Raw genomic sequence first — 19,978 nt, 5'->3', positions numbered from 1 at the left:
CCTCCCTATATACCTTTAGGAATAATTTTTTTCTCTAGTAAACCAAGTAAAAAATCTGTTAATAATGCTAAAGCAATTACTGGGAGGGTTCCACCAAGAATTAAATCAGGTTGATAAAGACTAAGTCCACTAAAAATAAAATCGCCTAATCCTCCAGCTCCAATATAGGAAGCCAATGTTGCCCAAGCAATTATATAAATTGCAGCTAAACGAATTCCAGCCATAATTACTGGCATTGCTAAAGGGAGCCTTACTTTAGTAATTAATTGTATTTTGGTCATGCCAAGACCACGAGCAGAATCGATAATATTAGTATCCACATTAGTTAGTCCCACATAAGTATTACGCAAAATTGGCATTAAACTATACAAAAAAAGTGCAATAATTGCTGGCAAACGTCCTACTCCAAATAATGGAATCATCATTGCTAATAATGCAAGAGCTGGAATAGTTTGCAAAATGCTCGTAATCGAAATTATTATTTTCGCAATTCGTGGAATTTTTAGTAAAAAAACGCTTAAAGGAATTGCTACAATAATTCCTAAGGATAATGAAATAATCGCTATATAAATTTGCTGCCAAGTTTTAACAATTAACTCTAATCCATGTTGAGTTAAAAAAGCAACCATTATTTTACCTCTTTTTCTGATTTTTCAATTAAAGCTGTTTTATCGCCCCATATTTTTTCATAAATCACATTAACCAGGCTAGAACGAGTTACTATACCTACTAATCTTTCATTATCGTCAACAACCGGAATATATTGTCCAGCGCGGCTTAAAATTCGACTAAAATTATCACGTAAATATTCATCTGGTCTTAGGACTGGAATTTTAGTTAATAAAATTTCACTAATCTTATTAGCGTGGTTATATTTTTTCTGTAACTCATTAATTGAAATATATCCTTTAAAGTGATTTTCGAGATCAACAACTAACAGCGTATCAACTCGATGTTCCTTCATCATTGCTAATGCAGCCGTTAAAGAAGCCGTTTGATTAATTTTGACGGGATCAGTGAGCATCACGTTTTTTACTTTAACAGTTTCATATTTTGCTTCAGAAAGGCGCTTTTCACCAATCAAATTCTCTACAAATTTATTTTTTGGATAGTGCAAAATTTCATCTGGTGAGCCAACCTGAATTAAATGACCCCCGTGTAAAACAACTATTTTAGTAGCAAGCTTTAGGGCTTCATCCATATCATGTGTAACAAACACTATTGTTTTACCTAACTTGGATTGTAAATTTTTCACTAAAGTCTGCAAACTTTCACGCGTAATCGGATCTAATGCACCAAATGGCTCATCCATTAAAATCAAGTTTTGATTTGCAGCTAAAGCTCTAATGACACCTACTCGCTGCTGCTGACCACCAGATAATTCATTAGGATAGCGATCTAAATATGATTTAGGTAACTGAGCTAATTCTATTAACTTATTTACAGCAACCGCTATTTTTTCCTTTGGCCATTTTAATAATTTTGGTACCAGAGCAATATTTTGTCGAATCGTCATATGAGGCATTAAGCCATTACTCTGAATCACATATCCAATATGTCGTCTTAAAAAAACAGGATTAAATTCTTTAACATTTTTTCCTTTAATTAAAACCTTTCCCTTAGTTACACTATTCATCCGATTAATCATTCGCATTAGTGTTGTTTTACCCGAGCCAGAGGTTCCAATTAGACAGCAAAATTCACCCTTATTTATTTTGAAGTTAATGTTGTCAACAGCTGGTTTGCTCATTTTAGGATATAGCTTTGTTACATTCTTAAATTCAACCATCGGTATATTTTTTACCATAATATTTCCCCCTTTTTTCAATAGTATTATAGTTCAATCCTATCAACATAATTAAAGACGGGCAATAATATACTATTACATATTTTTTAAATTATAAAACTAAAATAAAAAACACTAACATTGTTAGTGTTTTTAAATATTTAAAACTACATTGAACCTTTGAAGATATTCCAAGAACTACGAAAATAATCATAGCCAGAATATATTGTAAAAATCAAAGCAAGATAGAGTAAAACTGTTCCAATATGATAAATATCACCAATTAATAAGAAAATAATCGACAGCATCTGACAAGTTGTCTTAATCTTTCCCGGCATCTCAGCTGCCATTACTTGACCTTTATTTTCAGCTAAAATCAGCCGTAACCCAGTAACTGCTAACTCACGACAGACAATAATTGCCACAATCCAAGCTGGTGCTAATTTTAATGAAATTAACATAACAAAAGCAGTCATAGTTAACATCTTATCTGCTAATGGATCCGCAAATTTACCAAAATTGGTCACTAAATTGCGTGAGCGAGCAAGATGACCGTCAAACCAGTCAGTAGCTGATGCTACTGCAAAAACTATCGCTGCAATAACTAAATTCCAGTAAACAGTACTACCTGCTACTTTAAAACTTGCATCTCCGCCAAAGATAACAATTAACATAAATACCGGTATTAGAAATATTCTAAACACCGTCAACTTATTGGGTAAATTCATTCTTAAATTTTCCTCCTAAAATACAGTAATTAGTTACTGCTGCCACCTTGGTTATCAGACGAACTGCTTGAGTTATTATTAGCTTGATGATGATCAGTAGTATCGGTTTGATTATCATGGTTTACCTGACCGTTAGTTTGCTGTCCAGTAGATTGATTATTGTTAGTGGTGCTGTTATTTTCAGTATTATTGGTCTGATGGTGGTCTTGATTTTGCTCAGTTTCAGTACGCTGGTTTTGGGTAGTACCAGTATTAGCATTCCCTGTATTGTTATTTTGATTTACCTCACCATTTCTTTGAACTTGGTGATGCTTACCAATAAATAAGGTTAGTGATAGCCCTGCACTTTGGCCATTATAAGGTACTTTTTTGCCACCAACTGAAACGGTCGTTCCAAGCGCATTGCTAAAAGTAACAACTACTGTTTGGGCACTTTCAGGTATACGCACTGTATGTTTTTGCCCCGCAGTCAAGGTCTGGGCTCCTTGATTCACACCATTCATTGCAACCGAAATCGTTGTTACTTGATCACCTGCTCGAACTACTATATTACGATTCTTCTTTAAACCAGTAATTTCATATTGATTTACAGCTAATTCCCTAACTTTGACTAGGTTGGGTTTAGCCTTTTTAACTTTTTTTGGTCTGCTAGTATTTTCTGATGAAACCGATACATCGCTAGCAGAATTATTATTCTGATTTCCTGCTGATGAAAAGTGGGCATATACCATATAACACACTAGCACAACTACTACGATTCCTAAAATAATAATAATTCGCGGAAGATAATCTTTCCAGAGCTTTTTTTTACTGTTAGTAGTCTTACTTACTTCTTCACTTTTATTATCGATAGATTCTTCAACATACTCATCAGGTTCAGCTTGTGGTATTTCTTGGTGATATTCATTAAGTAATTCTTTACCATCTAATCCGACTACTTGAGCATATTGTCTAATAAAAGCGCGTACATAAAAGTCACCTGGTAGCTTATCAAAATCATTTTGCTCAATTGCCGTCAGATATCTACCTTGAATCTTAGTTGCTTTTTCAACATCTTCAATTGAAAGTCCTTTTGCCTCTCTGGCACTGCGTAATTTGTCTCCGATATCCGCCATAGTTACCTCTTTAAATTCTTTATTTTATACATTGAGTATAACATATACTACTAACTATTAATTTTTATTTATATAAGCCAGCCTCCACTGACATAAATTGTTTGTCCCGTCAAATAATTCGCATTCGGATCAAGCAAGGTTCTGACCCAGTAAGAAATATCCGTACCCTTTGCTAAGCGACCCAACGGAATTTCTTCCTTAACTTCTACCATAGTTTCAGATGAAAGTAACGCATTCATCTTTGTATCTACTGCCCCAGGAGCAATAACATTAACTGTCAAATTTGCTGATGCCACTTCTCGCGCATAACTTTGTGCAAAACGCGACAATCCAGCTTTAGTTGAACTATATACTGCTTCTAGTGCACTACCATTTCCACCATAAACAGAACCAAGATATACAATACGACTAAAATCATTTTTTATCAGTAATGATTCAAGTAGACTTGTCAATTTAATTGGTGTGTTCAAATTAACTTGTACAAGTTGATCAATTTTATTCAGATCTTGGTCGCTCAGAAAAGTGTAATCCGTAATACCCTGAGAAAAAACAACAGCATTAATAGGTAATAAACTATTAACAAACTCCATCAAGCCTTTATTATCTGTCAAAAAACTCAATTTGATTGGAATAAAATCTTGTTGAGGATAAATCCGACTATATCTTTGCACCATATTAGATGCTTTTTGCTCATCTTGATTATAGTGAAGATAAAGTGACCAGCCGCTATTAGCTAAGTCAGCACAAATAGCTTGTCCAATTCCACCCGTGGCACCAAATACGATTGCTCGTTTCAAATAAAACATTCCTTTTTGATAAACTATCAATCAAAAACAGCAATGCAATTATACCGCACTTGCTAAATTTCTACTATAATTGCACACAACATCTTTAATTTTACCATGAATTTAAATAAAACTAAGCAAAATTGTTACATGCTAAACTTTCTTAAAAATTACTATTTTGTTTGATCTTTTGTAGGTTTAACAAGTACCTGACGTGGTTTAGATCCTTCTGATGGACCGACTACTCCTCTTGCTTCCATTTCGTCCACAATTCGTGCTGCTCGATTATATCCGATTCGAAAACGTCTTTGTAACATTGATACACTGGCCGCTTGTTGCCGCTGAACCATGTCAACTGCTTGATCGTATAATTCATCTACCGGTTCGTCAGCAGCATTTTCGGTCGTTTCTTCTCCTTTTTTAGGGATTAGTTCTTGATCATATTCAGGTTGCTGTTGCTCCTTAACCCAAGCAATCACTTTTTCTACTTCATGCGAAGATACATATGCTCCCTGAATTCTTTCAGGTTTAGCAGCTCCTACTGGCATATACAGCATATCGCCTCGCCCTAGCAATTTATCAGCTCCAGTTTGATCGAGAATTGTTCGCGAATCTATCCCACTGGAGACAGCAAAAGAAATTCGTGAAGGTACATTAGCCTTAATTAGTCCAGTAATAACATCAACACTGGGACGCTGCGTAGCTAAAATCATATGAATACCGGCAGCTCTAGCCATCTGTCCTAAACGGACAATTGCTCCTTCAACATCATGTCCTCCAACCATCATTAAATCGCTTAACTCATCCACAACAACTAAGATATACGGCAAAGGATTCATCACCGGATTGGCCTTATCTTGATTATTTATACGAACCTTTTCGTTAAATTCACCCATATTACGGGCCCCACTTGCTGCAAATAACTTGTAACGCCGCTCCATCTCTTTCACAGCTTTATTTAGAGCATTGGCCGCTAATTTAGGGTCAGTTACAACCGGAATTGATAAATGAGGTACACCACTATAAACTGATAATTCGACCATTTTAGGATCAATCAAGATAAGCTTGACTTGATCCGGATTAGCTTTCATTAAAATGCTAGTTAAAATAGTATTGATGGCCACTGACTTACCTGATCCAGTTGAACCAGCAATCAATAAATGGGGCATTTTTGCTAAATTAGCCGAAATTATTTGGCCAGTAACATCTTTTCCTAGCGGAACTTCCATTGGATCTGCTTGTGCTTTTTTATCTTGATTTTGCATTACATCCTTGAACGCCACCACACTATTAGTCCGATTAGGAACTTCAATACCAATAAAAGGCTTCCCCGGAATTGGAGCCTCAATTCTAATATCCTTAGCAGCAAGAGCCAAGGCTAAATCATCTGCCAAATTAACTATACGACTTACTTTTACTCCCACCGCTGGTTGAACTTCGTATCGGGTAATGGTAGGGCCCAAAATCGCCTTTTTAATAATTACATTTACGCCAAAACTTTTAAAAGTTGTCTGTAAAGTTTGCGTATTTTTTCTGATTAATGCTTTATCTGAACTTTGATCAATATTCTTAACTGCATCAAGTAGTGATAGCGGTGGCTTTTGGTATTTTTGCTTTATTTGCTTAGTTTGCCTTGAAGCATCATGTTCAACATTGCTTATTTCTTGTTGTAATTTCTGATCTTCAGCAACGAAAGAATGCGGTCGCGGCAAATCAGTTTCTTCTAGAGGAGAATTTGCCTTTTCATCATTTTCACTTGCAATTTGAATTGGTGGTTCAAATTTTTCTTCTTCGATAGCAGAATTTGATTCAGCAGTCGCAGAAGATTCACTTATTTCAGTTTCATCGTCATTTTGACTATCATCATTTTTTTCTGTTTGCTCATTAAAATCAGTCACATTCGGAAACTCCAATGGCTCTTCAGCTAAAGGATCGGCTAAATCTTGTACTTTTTTATTTTCTCGTCTTTCTACTTGCTTAGTGCGGATAATATTATATTGATTTTTTATTTTAGAACTTGCTTCTTTATTTTTACTGATAAAGAGTTGACTAAAAAGCTGAAACTTTCGGATAATATCCGCAAATTTAATATCAAAAAACATTAAAATTCCAATTGGAATGAATAAAATTGCAATGATTTTTATTCCAATGTGCCCAAAAAGCGGATAAAGAAATTGGTAACACATTGCTCCAATTATGCCTCCACCAACAGATTTGGTAATTGAAACACGCATAAACTCTGCCTGCATCTCATACCAAAAAACATTCATAAAAGCATTATTGACCAATTCATGCGCAAAATAATTACTACTTTGCACCAGTAAAAAACCCAGAATTGCTAAAAACAGGCCACAACTTCTTTTAAATTTAAAATGCATTGGCCTATTATAAATCAGCATAACCAAACCGAAAACAATGCATATCCCTGCTATAAGTAAATAAGAATCACCTACAAATAGACGAAAAAGATTAGCAACCTGTTTGCCTAAATTACCAAATTTAGTAAAAGCAGTAATAGCAATAATCAGCTGAATGAGCCCCACAATAGCCCAAGTCATGTCTGTTTTCTGGACCTTCTTACGTGCCTTAGTTGTTTTTCTTTTTTTCTTAGGCATCTTTTCACCTAATCAGCATTAAAAATTGGCCTGGAAGTTCAAATTAACTGGTTCATCGAGTGTAATTTGAGTAACTTCATAAGTTAGTGTTTCAATATATTCGATCAAAGGTCGACTTAGCAATTGATAATCTGTCTTAGCTAAATCACTCCCATCACCAAAATAATCTTTAATTTGGACAATTTGACTAATCATCCCACTAACAGTAAATTGACCCGGAGCAGGGGCAACTTCAAAAATGACAGTTACATCAAAATATTTTCCTTCCCTACCCTCATCAACTGAACCGTCCTCATTTTGTTTTTCTACTTCCTTCAAACCAAAATTTACTTGGTTCTTAGTTTGTAATTCTTCATTGATATCGTAGTGAAAATTTTTAACTAATATTGGTGTTTCTTTACTATAATCCATTTTTACTCTCCCTTTAAATTGCGCTCATAACGTTGTGGCCGATTATAATTATCTTTTAACTTATCATTTGCATAATGATGTGTTATTTCCATGTTAGGAAAACCTTGTTGCCGTAACGCTTCAAGCAAAACAATTGCAACTGAATTAGCCAAATTATAGCACCGAATATTATCTGACATTGGAATACGTAAGTTTCTTTCTTGGTATTCACGCATAAAGGTTTCAGGTAATCCCGTTGTTTCTTTACCAAAAATAAAATAATAATTTTTATTTGAATCAGTATAATCAACCTCAGCATAATTTTTAGATGAAAATTTTGAAATAAGATAAATTTCATCGTTTGGTCCTAATTTTTGTAAAAATGCATCTAAATCATCATGCAAACGAACATCAACCTTGTCCCAATAGTCTAACCCCGCTCGCTTCATTTTTTTATTATCAAATTGAAATCCAAGTGGTTCAATTAAATCAAGCACTGCATTAGACCCGGCACAAGTTCGAGCAATATTACCGGTATTAGCTGGCATCAGTGGTTCATATAAAACAACGTGATTGGTCATTTTTTCTCCTTAATCAAAAAGTGTGGCAACACAACCACACAGTTCTAACTCTTTGTCACTTTTTAACCTTTTGCTGATTAAACGAAGACAAAGATGTACTTTCATCTTCCTCAAATACTTGAGAAACTTTACGGTAATAATTGTACACCCGCATAGTAATAATTTTTAAAATTGCATAAATTGGAATACCAAAAATAACTCCCCATAGCCCCCAAACTGCACTAGAACCTATCAAAAGTAGAATTGTAGTAACCGGATGCATCGCCATTTTATTGCCCATAACTAAGGGGCTAATAATTCTAGACTCAATGGTTTGTTCAATTACAAAAACAATCAATACTTTAATAACCATTGGCATTGACATCATAATCGCAATTACAATTGCTGGCACAAAAGCAATAAATGTCCCAAAATAGGGAATCAAATTCAAAAAAGCACTCAATACTGCTAACGCGATTCCATACTCCAAACCTACCATACTGTATCCAATAGCAAACATTACTCCCACCCAAAAGGCAACGGTAATTTGTCCACGAATATATGAGGCAAGAGCTGTATTAATATCATAAAGTAACTGACTAAAACTTTTTTGCCACCGATAAGGGGCAAATTGGGTAATGTATGGGCGTAAATGGTGTGCATCTTTCAGCATAAAAAACAAAATAAACGGTGCTGTTAAAACTGTCATGAAAATAATTGTTACAATACTAATCGCAGACGAAATATTATTCATAGCAGTATCAATAGTGTTCCTACCTGATTTAAAAATCATGTTTTGAACCCTAGTAAGAGCATCATTTAAGTCATTTCTCACACTATTTAAATGCGGATCATTTAAAGTGTTCTGAACCACCATTGTGGCATCTTTCCAAATACTAGGCCAATGTTTAATTAAAGAGTCGATCTGCCCTTGAACAATTGGCAAAAGCGTATTGACAATCCAGATAAGTAAAACCGTAACTAATGCAAACAAACCAATAATAGTAGCAATCCGCGGCACTTTAAACTTACGCTCCAAAAAGTCAACTAACGGATTCATAATATAAAATTGAATTAATGCCAACAGCAGTGGTGGTAAAATCGCACTTACAAATACTTTAGCTGGATTTAATATAAAAGAAATTTTATTAAACATCCAAATTACCAAAAAGAATAATAAAATGTTTAATAATGCTACGCTAAAGCGGTTATTCGAAAACCATTTTTGCATAATCGTTGATTTCTTATATTTTTTCTCGTAGTCCATTTAATTTACCCCATCAAATATGCTCGTATTCAATGCTTTCATTTACCTTAAATTTAGGCATACTCTGATTATTGGCAAAAGTAAAATGAATAGCATTAGCTAAAGGATTATCGTCACTTTTTTTATCAAAGCACAAAGTTACCTGTTCTAAAGTTCTCATATTATTTTCAACCATTGTGCCCACATAATCAGCCACATAGGTCTGATTGTCAATCGTAATCTTGTCCCCTTTTTGGAAAACAAAATCTTCGCTTGGTGTAGCTGTACTAAATTTTTGAATAACTGATACATCAAATAATTCAGTTGCAACATTTTCACCAAATAATATTATCATATTGCCCTCAGTTGTAAGAGCTGCTGGGCCAATTTTCTTAATTGTTGCAGTCCATTTCATTTTTTACACTCCTTAACTTCTAATTCTAGCATAATAAAAACCGCTTAACTAATATATAAGTGGCTTTCTAGGATCATATTTACTTCTTACGATAGAGTATCCATTTTTTTAATTCATCAAGTAAAACTAACGGAATTGGTAAACAAAAGAGAAATAGCCAATCAGTCATTAATAAATTAGTCGTATTAAATAATTGTTGTAACCCTGGAGTTATCGTCAAAATTAAGAATAAAAGGATTTCAAAAATAATTCCATACCAAATACCAGTATTACTAAATAAGCCCTTTTTAAAAATTGAAATACGATTCGTTCGACAATTCAAAACGTTGGCAATTTGAGTAAAAATAATTGTCCCCAAGACCATTGTCGTTGCTCTTAGATAAACTTCTCCATTACTAGCTAAGGGAATTCTAGGCCAACCATTTTTCAAATTAACTAGAAAATAAGCACCAATTGAGATCATGCTTGAAATAAACCCATACCAAAGAAAAGCTTTAGCAATTACCGTTTTATTAAGTAAATGTTCTTTACGATTTCTAGGTGCCTGTTTCATTACATCAGAATCGACAGCTTCTCCTCCTAATCCTAAAGCAGGTAACATATCTGTACCTAGATCAACTGTTAGAATTTGCATTACCGTCATGGGTAAAGGTATTATGCCACCAGACAACAAGAATAAAATTGAGGGAAAGGCCTCAGGTACATTTGAGGTGAGTATATAAGTTAAAAATTTTCGAATATTACTATATACAGCTCTTCCTTCTTCAATCGCGGCTACAATTGAAGCAAAATTATCATCTGTCAAAATAATATTTGCAGCATTTTTAGCTACATCGGTCCCTGTCATCCCCATTGCTATTCCAATATCGGCTTGTTTTAATGCTGGTGCATCATTCACACCATCTCCAGTAGAGGCTACTATTTCACCATTTTGTTGTAAAGTTTTTACAACTTTATATTTTTGTTCTGGTGCCACACGCGCAAAAATAACTTCTCCTTTTAGTGCTGCACTCAATTCATGCTTGCTCATTTTTTCAAGTTCATCACCTGAAATAACCCGTGCTTGATTAGTAGTTAGTCCTATTTGAACCGCAACCGACTTAGCCGTTAATTTTGAATCACCTGTTACCATAATGATCTTTATTTTTGCTTCATGACAACGCTTAATTGCATTATAAATTTCTGGCCTTGGTGGATCACTCATCGTCGTTAAACCGACAAAGATTAAGTGTTGCTCAATAGTCGTAGCAGTCACCTTATTAATATCTATACTATCTTTATCAACAATCCGATAAGCCATTGCCATACTGCGCAAACCTTTTAGTGCATATTGAGCATTGTGATTAGCAGCTGCTTGCTGCTGACTAGGAGTCATTGGTTGGAGTTGACCATCAATTTGAATTTGATCACACTGCTTAATAACATCACTAAATGAACCTTTAGTAAATATAATGAATTGTTGATCATTCCAGCGATGAATTGTTGACATGCGTTTGCGCTCAGAATCAAATGGTAATTCAGACAATCTAGGATATTTGATAATTACTTTTGATCGATCAAAGCCTCCCTTTTCAGCCATAATAACTAAAGCTGCTTCTGTAGGTGTGCCTAGTATTTTGGGTTTGGCACCCTTCATTTTAGTCTGCTCAACTGAAGTATCATTATCTAGCGCCGCAATTTCAACCAATTTTTGTAAATCTGGATTCTCATCATACCATAATTGCTTTTTATTTAATTCTATCTGCCCATTGTTTACATAACCGTTGCCAGTTACCCGATATTCATTTTTAGGTGTCCAAATATAATGGATTGTCATTTGATTTTGGGTTAAAGTACCAGTTTTATCTGAACAAATAACGGTCGTCTCACCCAAGGTTTCCACTGAATTAAGTTCTTTAACTAAGGCATGTTTTTTTGCCATTCGCTTTACACCTTGCGCCAAACTCAAAGTAACAGTCGGTAATAACCCTTCTGGAATAAAGGCCACTACCATGCCCAATGCAAAAACAAAGGCTTTGGCAAAAGGATATTTGACCAAAAAAATAGCGGCCAATAAAAACAATAATCCAATCGATACAGCAATCATTGATAATTGTTTAGTCAACCGATTAAGTTCTTTAGTTAAGGGACTATCAACCTTTCTTTGTTTTTGAGTTAATTGAGCAATTTTACCAAATTCTGTCTCCATTCCCGTAGCAAAAGCAATCGCTCTTGCCGTTCCAGCAGCAACAGAAGTTCCAGAATAGACCAAATTAGTTTCAGCATATTTTCCTTCTCCTGGTGCATACTCAACTGATTTTGATTCTGTCGTTGACTCACCATTTAACGCACTCTGGTCCACTTGTAAAGAGCTAGCAGAAATTATACGGGCATCAGCCGGAATGGTATTGCCAGCTTGCAGAATAAAAACATCACCTGGGACTAATTTTTTGGCATCAAGCTGAACCTTTTTACCATTGCGAATCACCTGCACATAGCTGGGCAGCATATTATTTAAGGCATTTGTGGCTTTTTTAGCTGCTCGTTCCTGCCAAAAACTAAATAATCCATTAATAATATTAACTAGCCAAATAGCAATTCCTAATTCCAAAGTACCACTTAATATGGCAATTGCACCTGATATCCATAGTAAAATGGCCATCATACTAATAAAATTTTTTAAAAAAGATTTCCACTCTGATTCTTCTTGTGGTTTTTTTATTTCATTTAAGCCATACTTTTTTAACCTATTATTAGCTTCTGTTGAAGTCAACCCAACATCAGCAGATTTCAAATTTAAAAAAACTTCCGAAATTTTATTCTGAGCATAAAGTTTACGAATTTTATTCTGTTCCATTACAAATCCACCCCTTAGTTATAAGTTTCATTTTTATTAATAAAGCTAACTATATACTCTAACATTTTTTTAAATATTTACCTGATTATAAACTCATCCGCCAATTTAGCATGCTATACTTAATATGGATATTAAATTTAGGAATATTAAATTTGGGAGGCTCACAAATGAAATTATTAATTGGCGGTTACACTAAGAAAAAGGCGACAGGTATTTATGAACTACCCCTAGCCAATTCTAACGAAAATTCCCAGCCAGAAGTTGGCTCAGCTAAAGAAATAATTAAGATTGGTGGTCCAACTTACTTTGTCCAAGATAATGATTTACTTTTTACTATCAATAATGCTGGTAACCAAGGCGGAATTAGTTCTTTTCAATTGCTCAAAGGTAAGTATCTCGAAAAAGATTCATACTTAACTACTGGATCTTCACCTGCATATATTGGCATTAACCGAGAAAGTAAGCTTTTATATTCAGCAAATTACCATACTGGTCTCTTAGCGATCTTTTCTTACGACAGTAATGGTACTTTAAAATTATTGGCTTCTCTTACTCATACTGCTGATTCCCTAGGACCCCGTCCCGAACAAGTTGATGGTCCACATCCACACTTTTTTGATCAAACACCGCAAAAAAATTTAGTTAGTTGCGATTTAGGCAATGATTGTGTTGATTTTTATAGTTTAGAAAATAATCAGCTAAAGCATCTAGCCAAATATCAAAATGAAGCAGGATTTGGTACTCGTCATTTAGTCTTTAGTCCTGATGGGCAGTATTTTTATGTTGTAGGCGAACTAGCAAGTAAAATTAACGTAGTTAAATTAGACGAAAAAAACTGGTCCTTCGAAAATATCGCAACTTATTCCACAATTCCGACCGATTATTCAGAACATAATGGTGCTGCGGCAATCAGAATGAGCAATGATGGAAAATTTATCTATGTTTCAAATCGAGGACACGATTCGATTACTGTTTTTTCAGTGAAAGCAGATCATACTTTAGAATTACGGCAACGAATTTCAACTTTTGGTGAGTTCCCTCGTGATTTTAATTGGGACAATGATCAAAAATTACTTGTAGTAACTAATCAAAATACAGATAATGCCACACTGTATACCCGTAACGCAGAAAATGGTTGCTTGACCCCTATTCAAAAAAATATTTATATTCCAGAAGGAACATGTGTTCTTTTCGATGAATAATAAAAAAACGGTATTGTTCTAATACCGTTTTTTATGTTAGAGATAAAAATTTACGTTCCTGCCACAATTTTTGCATATCCGCAGCATCTGCAATTTCTACTTTAACTAATTCGTTTTTGACAAAGGGATCTGGAAAGGCTAAGTAAAAGCAGTTTAATGCTTGCCGCTTAAATTCATCCTTAATACCGTATAATGGATCCCCATATAAAGGATGACCAATTGCTTGCATATGAAGTCGAATTTGATGTGTTCGCCCTGTATAGAGACGAAGTTCTACTAAACTCATGTCTGGAATTTGGTCAATAACCCGATAAGCAGTCACTGCCTTTTTGCCTTTTACATCAATGGTTCGCTTAATAGCTTTATTCATACGACCGATTGGCAAATCAATCATACCCTCTAATTCATTTTGGCTAAAGTTGCCATGAACAATTGCATGATATTTTTTGACGAAATCAGCTTTACTAATTTTGCTAAAACGACCATGAGCGATTGCATTCTTGCCTACAAGTACCAAACCCGAAGTATCACGATCAAGTCTAGTAATTATATGTGGCTTTACTTCGGTTAACTTATTTCTAGCAAAGTAACCTAGGACTCGGTTAACAATAGCATTATCATCATAGCGAGATGGTATTGACAGTAAGCTAGCTGGCTTATTAATTACTAAGTAGTTTTCAGTTTCTTTAATAATATTCAATGGCTTATTCGATGGTTTTAACCACAAATTAGCGGGTTCTTTACCAGGTATAAAAATAACTTCATCCCCAGAACGAACCAGATAATTTGTATAACGCTTTTTGTGATTAACTAATAGCCAACCCCCTAAGTTCTTGGCATTATTAATTGCTTGCTTTGAAAAGCCACTTTTTTCTAAAAATGAGCCCAAAGATATGGGCTTATCAGTTGCAACTATTACTTTAAAAATCGTCATCTTTATCACCAATAAAGGCATTTTGCACCCGCGTCCAAAAATATGTATGCCCAAAGCGATCAAATCTAATCACTTTATTAGAAATACGATAATTAATTTTCTTAGCATTGCGCACATTAATTTGACTACCATCAATTGTCATTACAAAATGATCAGCTTTAGGTACAATTGTAATCCATTGCTCAGGTGCAATGACTATTGGGGAAGATAATGTTCTAAAAACCCGATTATTAATCGAAGCAATTTCTGCCATTTGTAAAGCCTTAAGTTGTGGGTGAATAACGGCTCCACCTAACGATTTGTTATACCCAGTGGACCCTGTTGGCGTTGAAATACACAACCCATCACCACGAAAGTTTTCAAAAAGTTGATCGTCAATATAAATATTAGCTTCCAAGGTATGCGATATTCGTTTAACAGCTGACTCATTCAAGGCTAAATAATGTTTGGTATCTCCGGCTTCCGTGACTAGTTCTACTTCAAGTAAGGGATACTTAGCAGATTCGGGCTCACGCAAAAAAAGCGCATCTACCATCTTATCAACATCGACACTTCGCCAATCTGTATAAAAGCCTAAATGTCCCGTATGAATACCGATAAATCTAATTGAGCTAATTTGGCTTTCATAGCGATGAAAAGCGTTAATTAAAGTCCCATCTCCGCCAACTGTTATAACCACATCAGGATACTTTGCATCAAAAACCACATCGTTTTTAGTAGCAAGAAGTGACTTAAGTCTTGCTACTACCTGTAAAGTTTCATCATTATTATTGTGGGCAATTGCTATCCTCATTAATTTTCCTTACCTTTATTCTTGGTAAAAACTTTTTGCGCTTCTTGTACCTCATCTTTAATGAACGACATCTCCTCATCAAGCTTATAAGCCGTTTCCGCAGTCGACTTTAACCGTTTAGAAATATCTTTTGGATATGAACCCTGATATTTGTAGTTCAGGGTATGTTCAACGGTTGCCCAAAAATTCATTGCCAATGTTCTAATTTGTATTTCAGCAAGTAATTTTTTTGATCCTTCTGGTAAATAAATAGTGTAAGAAATTACCATATGATATGAACGATAGCCAGATGACTTAGCGTTTTTGACATAATCTCTTTCTTCAATTACTTCCATATCATCACGTGCATGAATCAAATCTACAACTTTATAAATATCGTCAACAAACTGACAAACAATCCTAATACCAGCAATGTCCTGCATGTCCGTTTCAATTACTTCTGGACTAATAACACGCCGTTGCATTTTTTCTTTAATAGAATCAACCGATTTTACGCGACCAACTACAAATTCTATTGGTGAATGTTCTCTTTCAGTTAAAAAACTCTGTCTAAGGGAACGAAATTTTATTTTTAACTCACGCACAGCCTCATCATAAGGCCATAAAAAATTTTCCCAATCAATATTCATAGAAATAATCCCCTTCTTAAACAGCATCTATATTTTAACACAAAACTGATGATAGCAATTTCACGCCTTTAAGCTTACTACTGATTTAAGTTTTTTTTATGAATTATGCATATTAATTATATTAGATTAATTTTAATAAAAAATATTTTTTATTTATTAGAAATTTAGTAATTTAATTATTTTATAAATTATATATCAATACTATCAGAGCAACTTTCTTTTAGCTTATAAACTACAAAAAGCAAACATTGTCAAACCTATTTTTTGACTAATATGGGCAAAATAGCGCAAAATAGTTAACAATCCCTTTTATCAATGAATACGTGCTATTTCTATCCAAAGCAAGACTATACAGCAATTAAGGAGTATAATTTTAAGGTAAGCCTTCTCATGGCTGAATTTTAAATTAAAAAATATAATATTCTGAATTATAACTTGGCTAAAGATTGGAGTAACTTCAGATGGCAAAAAATAGCGAAATTGAAGCTAAAATTATCCTACCTCAAAAAACTTATCAACAACTTTGCGATAATTTTACAATAAAAAGTAATTTTGACCAAGAAAATTATTATTTTGATACTGCAGATAGCTCACTTAAAAACATGCAAATAAGCTGTCGTATTCGTATTTTTAACAATTATGCCGAACAAACTTTAAAGATACCAAGTAAAATTGCTAAACAAACTAATTTTCATGCAGCAACTGAACTTACTGATACTTTAACTTTAACTGAAGCACAAGAAATGATTAACAGCGGTCAACAGCACATTCCTGTTACTTTTGGTAAAACTGGTGGTCATTTTCTTATTGAACATTTGGGACAAAATTGTGAATTATATTTGCAAACTTTTAGTAAAACTCATCGAATTTTAGCTTATGGACCCCAAAATTGCGAGCTAACTTTTGATGACACTGTTTATCCTGATGGTTACGAAGATTATGAACTTGAAATCGAGAACCCTAAAATTTCATTAATTAGCGACGTTTTAAATTTACTAAAAAAGGAGTATGTAATTAAGCAAAGCCCAGCTAATACAAACCAAGCAAAAATTAAGCGGGCTTTCGAGCATCGTGCTAGAATATGACTATGTTAGTATATTTTTCGGAGGATAGATATTGTTAGATTAATAATTGCACAGACAATTATGGAGGACCTGATTATGTTCGAGATTTTTCTCTTTGTAAATCCTATAGGTATCTATTGCTACGACACAGAGATTCTGATTAAAGAAGCGATCGATGAACTCAACCTTAATACTTCGTTCCATTTTATCCCTATAACTAATACTATGGTTGCTAGAGATGATATTATACGAAGAAAAAAAGAAGGTCAAAAGGTAAATGATATTCCACAGTACACAGTTGCTTCGCATCAAGCTTTACGCTATTATCATGCAATAAGATTTGAATATGGTAACAAAAAAGCAAGATTATATTTAATCAGTTTACAAAAGGCAATCAGTAGAAATTTCAATAATTATTCTACTGATTTACCTAAAAAAATAACATTAGATTTAAATCTAGACTTTAATCGTATCAATAACCCTAAGATAGATAAATATATCAAAGATTCAATTCAACAAGATAAAGAACTTGTTAAAAAGTTCAATGTACGCAATATTCCCACAACAATTATTTTTAATGAAAATGGTAATTATAATGGTATCTTAATAGAGGGAACAGTTGCTCACGATAAATTAATTACCCTTTTTAAAAACGATTATCGACTTAACGAGGAACCAGGATATCTGCCAACTAATCATCTACATTTGATGTAAAAAAGTAATAACATTATCACAACTATTAACTTTACGAAAATTAGTAAATACGGTTGGTGGTAATTCATCAATGGTAAGGTTGCGTTGATATAATTGATTAGCGATTTTCATACCTTTAATAGTTTTTTGTGTTAATTGCAATTGTAAATAATTTTTTTGTGTTCTAGGATCAACGCAATATTGTTTCAGTATCGGCTTAAAATGCCATAATTTAGCTAAGCCATGAGAATTAATAACAAAATTCTTTGTTTGATAGTGAACTTTGCTTGTAATTGGTTCAAGCTGAACATTATATTTTAGCCGTAGTATTTTTTGCTTGGGTACAATTTCTAAATAATAGTCATGCCACAACTTGTTTTTACGAAAAAAAATAAGTTGTGACTTTTTTATTTCTTGTAATAAATAATGACGCTCACCAACAATCCAAATATCTGCAACCCCAATATTTTTATATAAATTATGCCTTTTTGTAAATTCTACTTTACTCAATGGTGCACACTGAATTTCAAAGGCCAGTTTTGAATTCACTAAAATATCGGCTCGTAATTGCCCGTTAGCCAAACTAATTTCTGTTTGCGCACTAAATTTTGCCTCTAAAAGTGCATTTTTTAATATAGCCTTACTTAAGGCATGTTCTTCTTTTTCCCCGCTTAAATTATTATTACTAGGAAAATGTTTAAAGTAAGCCGATTTTTCTTTAATTACCAATTTAACTCTTTGTTTACACTGCGGACAAATATAATTATTTTTAGCTAACATTTTTGACTGACTTTGTGCCTCAGTCACCGCCAATACTAACTGATTGTTTAACAAAGCTGCATACAAAAAAATCACCCAAAATTATGTACGCAAAAAAGGTTAAGTTGACCTTAACCTCCCCTACTTTTATTAATTTTTACTATGACTGAAATAATGTTTTAAAATTTCAAGTGCATCTTGCTTAATTAAACATTTACCTGTTGTTCTGATACGTGCCATTTTATTAGGACGTACCTTAACACCATATTCATTTGCAATTGACCAAACTTCTGCTGGCTTCAATTCATTAAAATCATCATCTTTAAAAGCTAAATCCAAATAAAAGTACTCGCGCTCAAAATAAAGACTCGAAAGAAGCATTTGTTCTGGCACACTTTCTGCTAGTTCAGTTACCTGATTAAGATCACTAAAGCTATAAGCTTGCCGCTTATGTAATTGCTGATCTGACTTTTTAGTTTTTGGTTTAAGTGAACTAGCTAATTCTGATAAAGGCGAATTTTCATCATCTTCTTGTCGCTGTTCATCAGTAAAATTATTTTCATCGTCGTCAGCAGCATCAGCAGCATCATCTGATTCTAAATCTTCAAAAGCTTTATTTAAGACCGGATTATCATTTTTTAAATCGCTATCAAATAATTGTGACAACTCTGCACGATCTTGCTTTGTCACTTTCGTTATTAATAGATCTAAGCCACCATTATTGGGCATTACTTGAAAAGTGACCGGGGCATCTTGACTAAATGAATGGTCATTATCAATTTCTTCTAAAATTGAATAAAAGAATTGCTGAATTTTATTTTTATCCCCTAATAAATCCAATACCTTAAGCCCACGCTTGGACAATTCATTTTTATCTATTCGTACTCGAATCGTGTTTTCATTAATACGTTTTACTTGCATGAATTCTCACCTCCATCGAATCCTTTTATCTATTGTAGCTTATTTTATAACTAAAATAAAAGCGTTAGTTTAAATACCAACGCTTTTATTTAAATTTTTGCATTAATTATATGTCAGCGATTTTTTGCATTTCTTCAAGTTCGAGCCGACGAACTTTACGCGGTAAAAACCGCCTAATTTCATCTTCATTATAACCAACTTGTAAGCGACGATCATCCATAATAATCGGACGTCTTAACAAACTAGGATTTTTTTCAACTAAATTAAGCAACTGATCAATTGATAGATCATCAAGATTAATCTTTAGCTGTTGAAAAGCTCTTGAACGTGTAGAGATAATTTCTTCGGTACCATTCTCAGTCATTCGTAATATTTGAATAAGTTCCTCTTTCGTAAGTGGCTCTGAAAAAATATTTCTTTCTTTAAAAGCAATATCATGTTTTTTCAACCAAGCCTTTGCTTTACGACACGAGGTACAACTCGGAGATATATATAAATTCACCATAT

General features: G+C 33.8%; 20 protein-coding genes. 3 read left to right on the top strand and 17 right to left on the bottom strand.

Going from position 1 to position 19,978, the window contains the following annotated elements; genetic code table 11:
• Positions 1–5: 5 nt before the first annotated feature.
• The 11 genes from F5ESL0230_RS02625 to F5ESL0230_RS02575 all read right to left on the bottom strand — a co-directional run bounded on the left by F5ESL0230_RS02625 (position 6) and on the right by F5ESL0230_RS02575 (position 12,476).
• Positions 6–629, bottom strand: a complete 624-nt coding sequence (locus tag F5ESL0230_RS02625; RefSeq protein ID WP_122021462.1) for an ABC transporter permease — start codon at positions 627–629, stop codon at positions 6–8.
• The gene (locus F5ESL0230_RS02620; protein WP_305020018.1) at positions 629–1,807 is read right to left on the bottom strand and encodes an ABC transporter ATP-binding protein; all 1,179 of its coding nucleotides are present in this window, start codon (positions 1,805–1,807) and stop codon (positions 629–631) included. Before F5ESL0230_RS02620 ends, F5ESL0230_RS02625 begins: the two co-directional genes overlap by 1 nt.
• Positions 1,808–1,953: 146 nt before the next feature.
• The gene (pgsA, locus tag F5ESL0230_RS02615; RefSeq protein ID WP_090093058.1) at positions 1,954–2,514 is read right to left on the bottom strand and encodes a CDP-diacylglycerol--glycerol-3-phosphate 3-phosphatidyltransferase; all 561 of its coding nucleotides are present in this window, start codon (positions 2,512–2,514) and stop codon (positions 1,954–1,956) included.
• 29 nt (positions 2,515–2,543) lie between these two features.
• Positions 2,544–3,629, bottom strand: coding sequence for a RodZ family helix-turn-helix domain-containing protein (locus tag F5ESL0230_RS02610; RefSeq protein ID WP_122021461.1), 1,086 nt, complete (start codon positions 3,627–3,629; stop codon positions 2,544–2,546).
• Between the two features lie 68 nt (positions 3,630–3,697).
• Complete coding sequence (gene ymfI / locus F5ESL0230_RS02605) at positions 3,698–4,426, bottom strand: elongation factor P 5-aminopentanone reductase (RefSeq protein ID WP_122021460.1); 729 nt, start codon at positions 4,424–4,426, stop codon at positions 3,698–3,700.
• A gap of 161 nt (positions 4,427–4,587) precedes the next feature.
• The gene (locus tag F5ESL0230_RS02600) at positions 4,588–7,029 is read right to left on the bottom strand and encodes a DNA translocase FtsK (RefSeq protein ID WP_118897964.1); all 2,442 of its coding nucleotides are present in this window, start codon (positions 7,027–7,029) and stop codon (positions 4,588–4,590) included.
• 18 nt (positions 7,030–7,047) lie between these two features.
• Positions 7,048–7,440: a DUF1149 family protein gene (locus F5ESL0230_RS02595; RefSeq protein ID WP_090093051.1), complete on the bottom strand. Its 393-nt coding sequence runs from the start codon at positions 7,438–7,440 to the stop codon at positions 7,048–7,050.
• A gap of 2 nt (positions 7,441–7,442) precedes the next feature.
• Positions 7,443–8,000 carry a tRNA (cytidine(34)-2'-O)-methyltransferase gene (locus tag F5ESL0230_RS02590; RefSeq protein ID WP_122021459.1) on the bottom strand — a complete coding sequence of 186 codons (558 nt, stop codon included), beginning with the start codon at positions 7,998–8,000 and terminating at the stop codon, positions 7,443–7,445.
• A gap of 55 nt (positions 8,001–8,055) precedes the next feature.
• On the bottom strand, positions 8,056–9,246 hold the full coding sequence (locus F5ESL0230_RS02585) for an AI-2E family transporter (RefSeq protein ID WP_122021458.1): 1,191 nt from the start codon (positions 9,244–9,246) through the stop codon (positions 8,056–8,058).
• Between the two features lie 13 nt (positions 9,247–9,259).
• A complete protein-coding gene (locus F5ESL0230_RS02580; RefSeq protein WP_122021457.1) occupies positions 9,260–9,640 on the bottom strand; it encodes a PTS glucitol/sorbitol transporter subunit IIA in 381 nt (126 codons plus the stop codon).
• A gap of 79 nt (positions 9,641–9,719) precedes the next feature.
• Positions 9,720–12,476, bottom strand: a complete 2,757-nt coding sequence (locus F5ESL0230_RS02575; protein WP_122021456.1) for a cation-transporting P-type ATPase — start codon at positions 12,474–12,476, stop codon at positions 9,720–9,722.
• 167 nt (positions 12,477–12,643) lie between these two features.
• Between F5ESL0230_RS02575 and F5ESL0230_RS02570 the strand changes: the two genes are divergently transcribed.
• Positions 12,644–13,678 carry a lactonase family protein gene (locus F5ESL0230_RS02570; protein ID WP_122021455.1) on the top strand — a complete coding sequence of 345 codons (1,035 nt, stop codon included), beginning with the start codon at positions 12,644–12,646 and terminating at the stop codon, positions 13,676–13,678.
• 31 nt (positions 13,679–13,709) lie between these two features.
• Here F5ESL0230_RS02570 and F5ESL0230_RS02565 read toward each other — a convergent pair whose 3' ends face one another.
• Genes F5ESL0230_RS02565 through F5ESL0230_RS02555 form a run of 3 tightly spaced genes read right to left on the bottom strand, consistent with a single transcriptional unit; the run spans position 13,710 to position 16,034 of the window.
• Positions 13,710–14,612, bottom strand: a complete 903-nt coding sequence (locus tag F5ESL0230_RS02565; protein WP_122021454.1) for an RluA family pseudouridine synthase — start codon at positions 14,610–14,612, stop codon at positions 13,710–13,712.
• The gene (locus F5ESL0230_RS02560; RefSeq protein ID WP_122021453.1) at positions 14,599–15,405 is read right to left on the bottom strand and encodes an NAD kinase; all 807 of its coding nucleotides are present in this window, start codon (positions 15,403–15,405) and stop codon (positions 14,599–14,601) included. The genes F5ESL0230_RS02565 and F5ESL0230_RS02560 overlap by 14 nt, the downstream gene beginning before the upstream one ends.
• Positions 15,405–16,034: a GTP pyrophosphokinase family protein gene (locus tag F5ESL0230_RS02555; protein WP_122021452.1), complete on the bottom strand. Its 630-nt coding sequence runs from the start codon at positions 16,032–16,034 to the stop codon at positions 15,405–15,407. Before F5ESL0230_RS02555 ends, F5ESL0230_RS02560 begins: the two co-directional genes overlap by 1 nt.
• Positions 16,035–16,495: 461 nt before the next feature.
• Here F5ESL0230_RS02555 and F5ESL0230_RS02550 point away from each other — a divergent pair, with 461 nt between their 5' ends.
• Together F5ESL0230_RS02550 and F5ESL0230_RS02545 are read left to right on the top strand one after the other, a co-directional pair.
• Entirely contained in the window at positions 16,496–17,119 is a 624-nt protein-coding gene (locus tag F5ESL0230_RS02550; protein WP_122021451.1) for a CYTH domain-containing protein, read from the top strand.
• 75 nt (positions 17,120–17,194) lie between these two features.
• Entirely contained in the window at positions 17,195–17,812 is a 618-nt protein-coding gene (locus tag F5ESL0230_RS02545; RefSeq protein WP_158592377.1) for a DsbA family protein, read from the top strand.
• Here the strand turns inward: F5ESL0230_RS02545 and F5ESL0230_RS02540 are convergent.
• From F5ESL0230_RS02540 to spxA, 3 genes are all read right to left on the bottom strand, one after another.
• Positions 17,798–18,646 carry a competence protein CoiA gene (locus F5ESL0230_RS02540; protein ID WP_369931543.1) on the bottom strand — a complete coding sequence of 283 codons (849 nt, stop codon included), beginning with the start codon at positions 18,644–18,646 and terminating at the stop codon, positions 17,798–17,800. The two genes, F5ESL0230_RS02545 and F5ESL0230_RS02540, sit on opposite strands and share 15 nt — an antisense overlap.
• A 54-nt stretch (positions 18,647–18,700) precedes the next feature.
• Entirely contained in the window at positions 18,701–19,471 is a 771-nt protein-coding gene (locus tag F5ESL0230_RS02535) for an adaptor protein MecA (protein WP_122021448.1), read from the bottom strand.
• 106 nt (positions 19,472–19,577) lie between these two features.
• Positions 19,578–19,976: a transcriptional regulator SpxA gene (spxA, locus tag F5ESL0230_RS02530; protein WP_090093032.1), complete on the bottom strand. Its 399-nt coding sequence runs from the start codon at positions 19,974–19,976 to the stop codon at positions 19,578–19,580.
• Between the last annotated feature and the right edge of the window lie 2 nt (positions 19,977–19,978).

The organism is Lactobacillus sp. ESL0230 (assembly GCF_003692805.1).
Taxonomy (GTDB): Bacteria; Bacillota; Bacilli; order Lactobacillales; family Lactobacillaceae; genus Lactobacillus; species Lactobacillus bombicola.
Note: the sequence above shows the minus strand (reverse complement) of the source record. Positions and strands in the feature narration are given on the sequence as shown.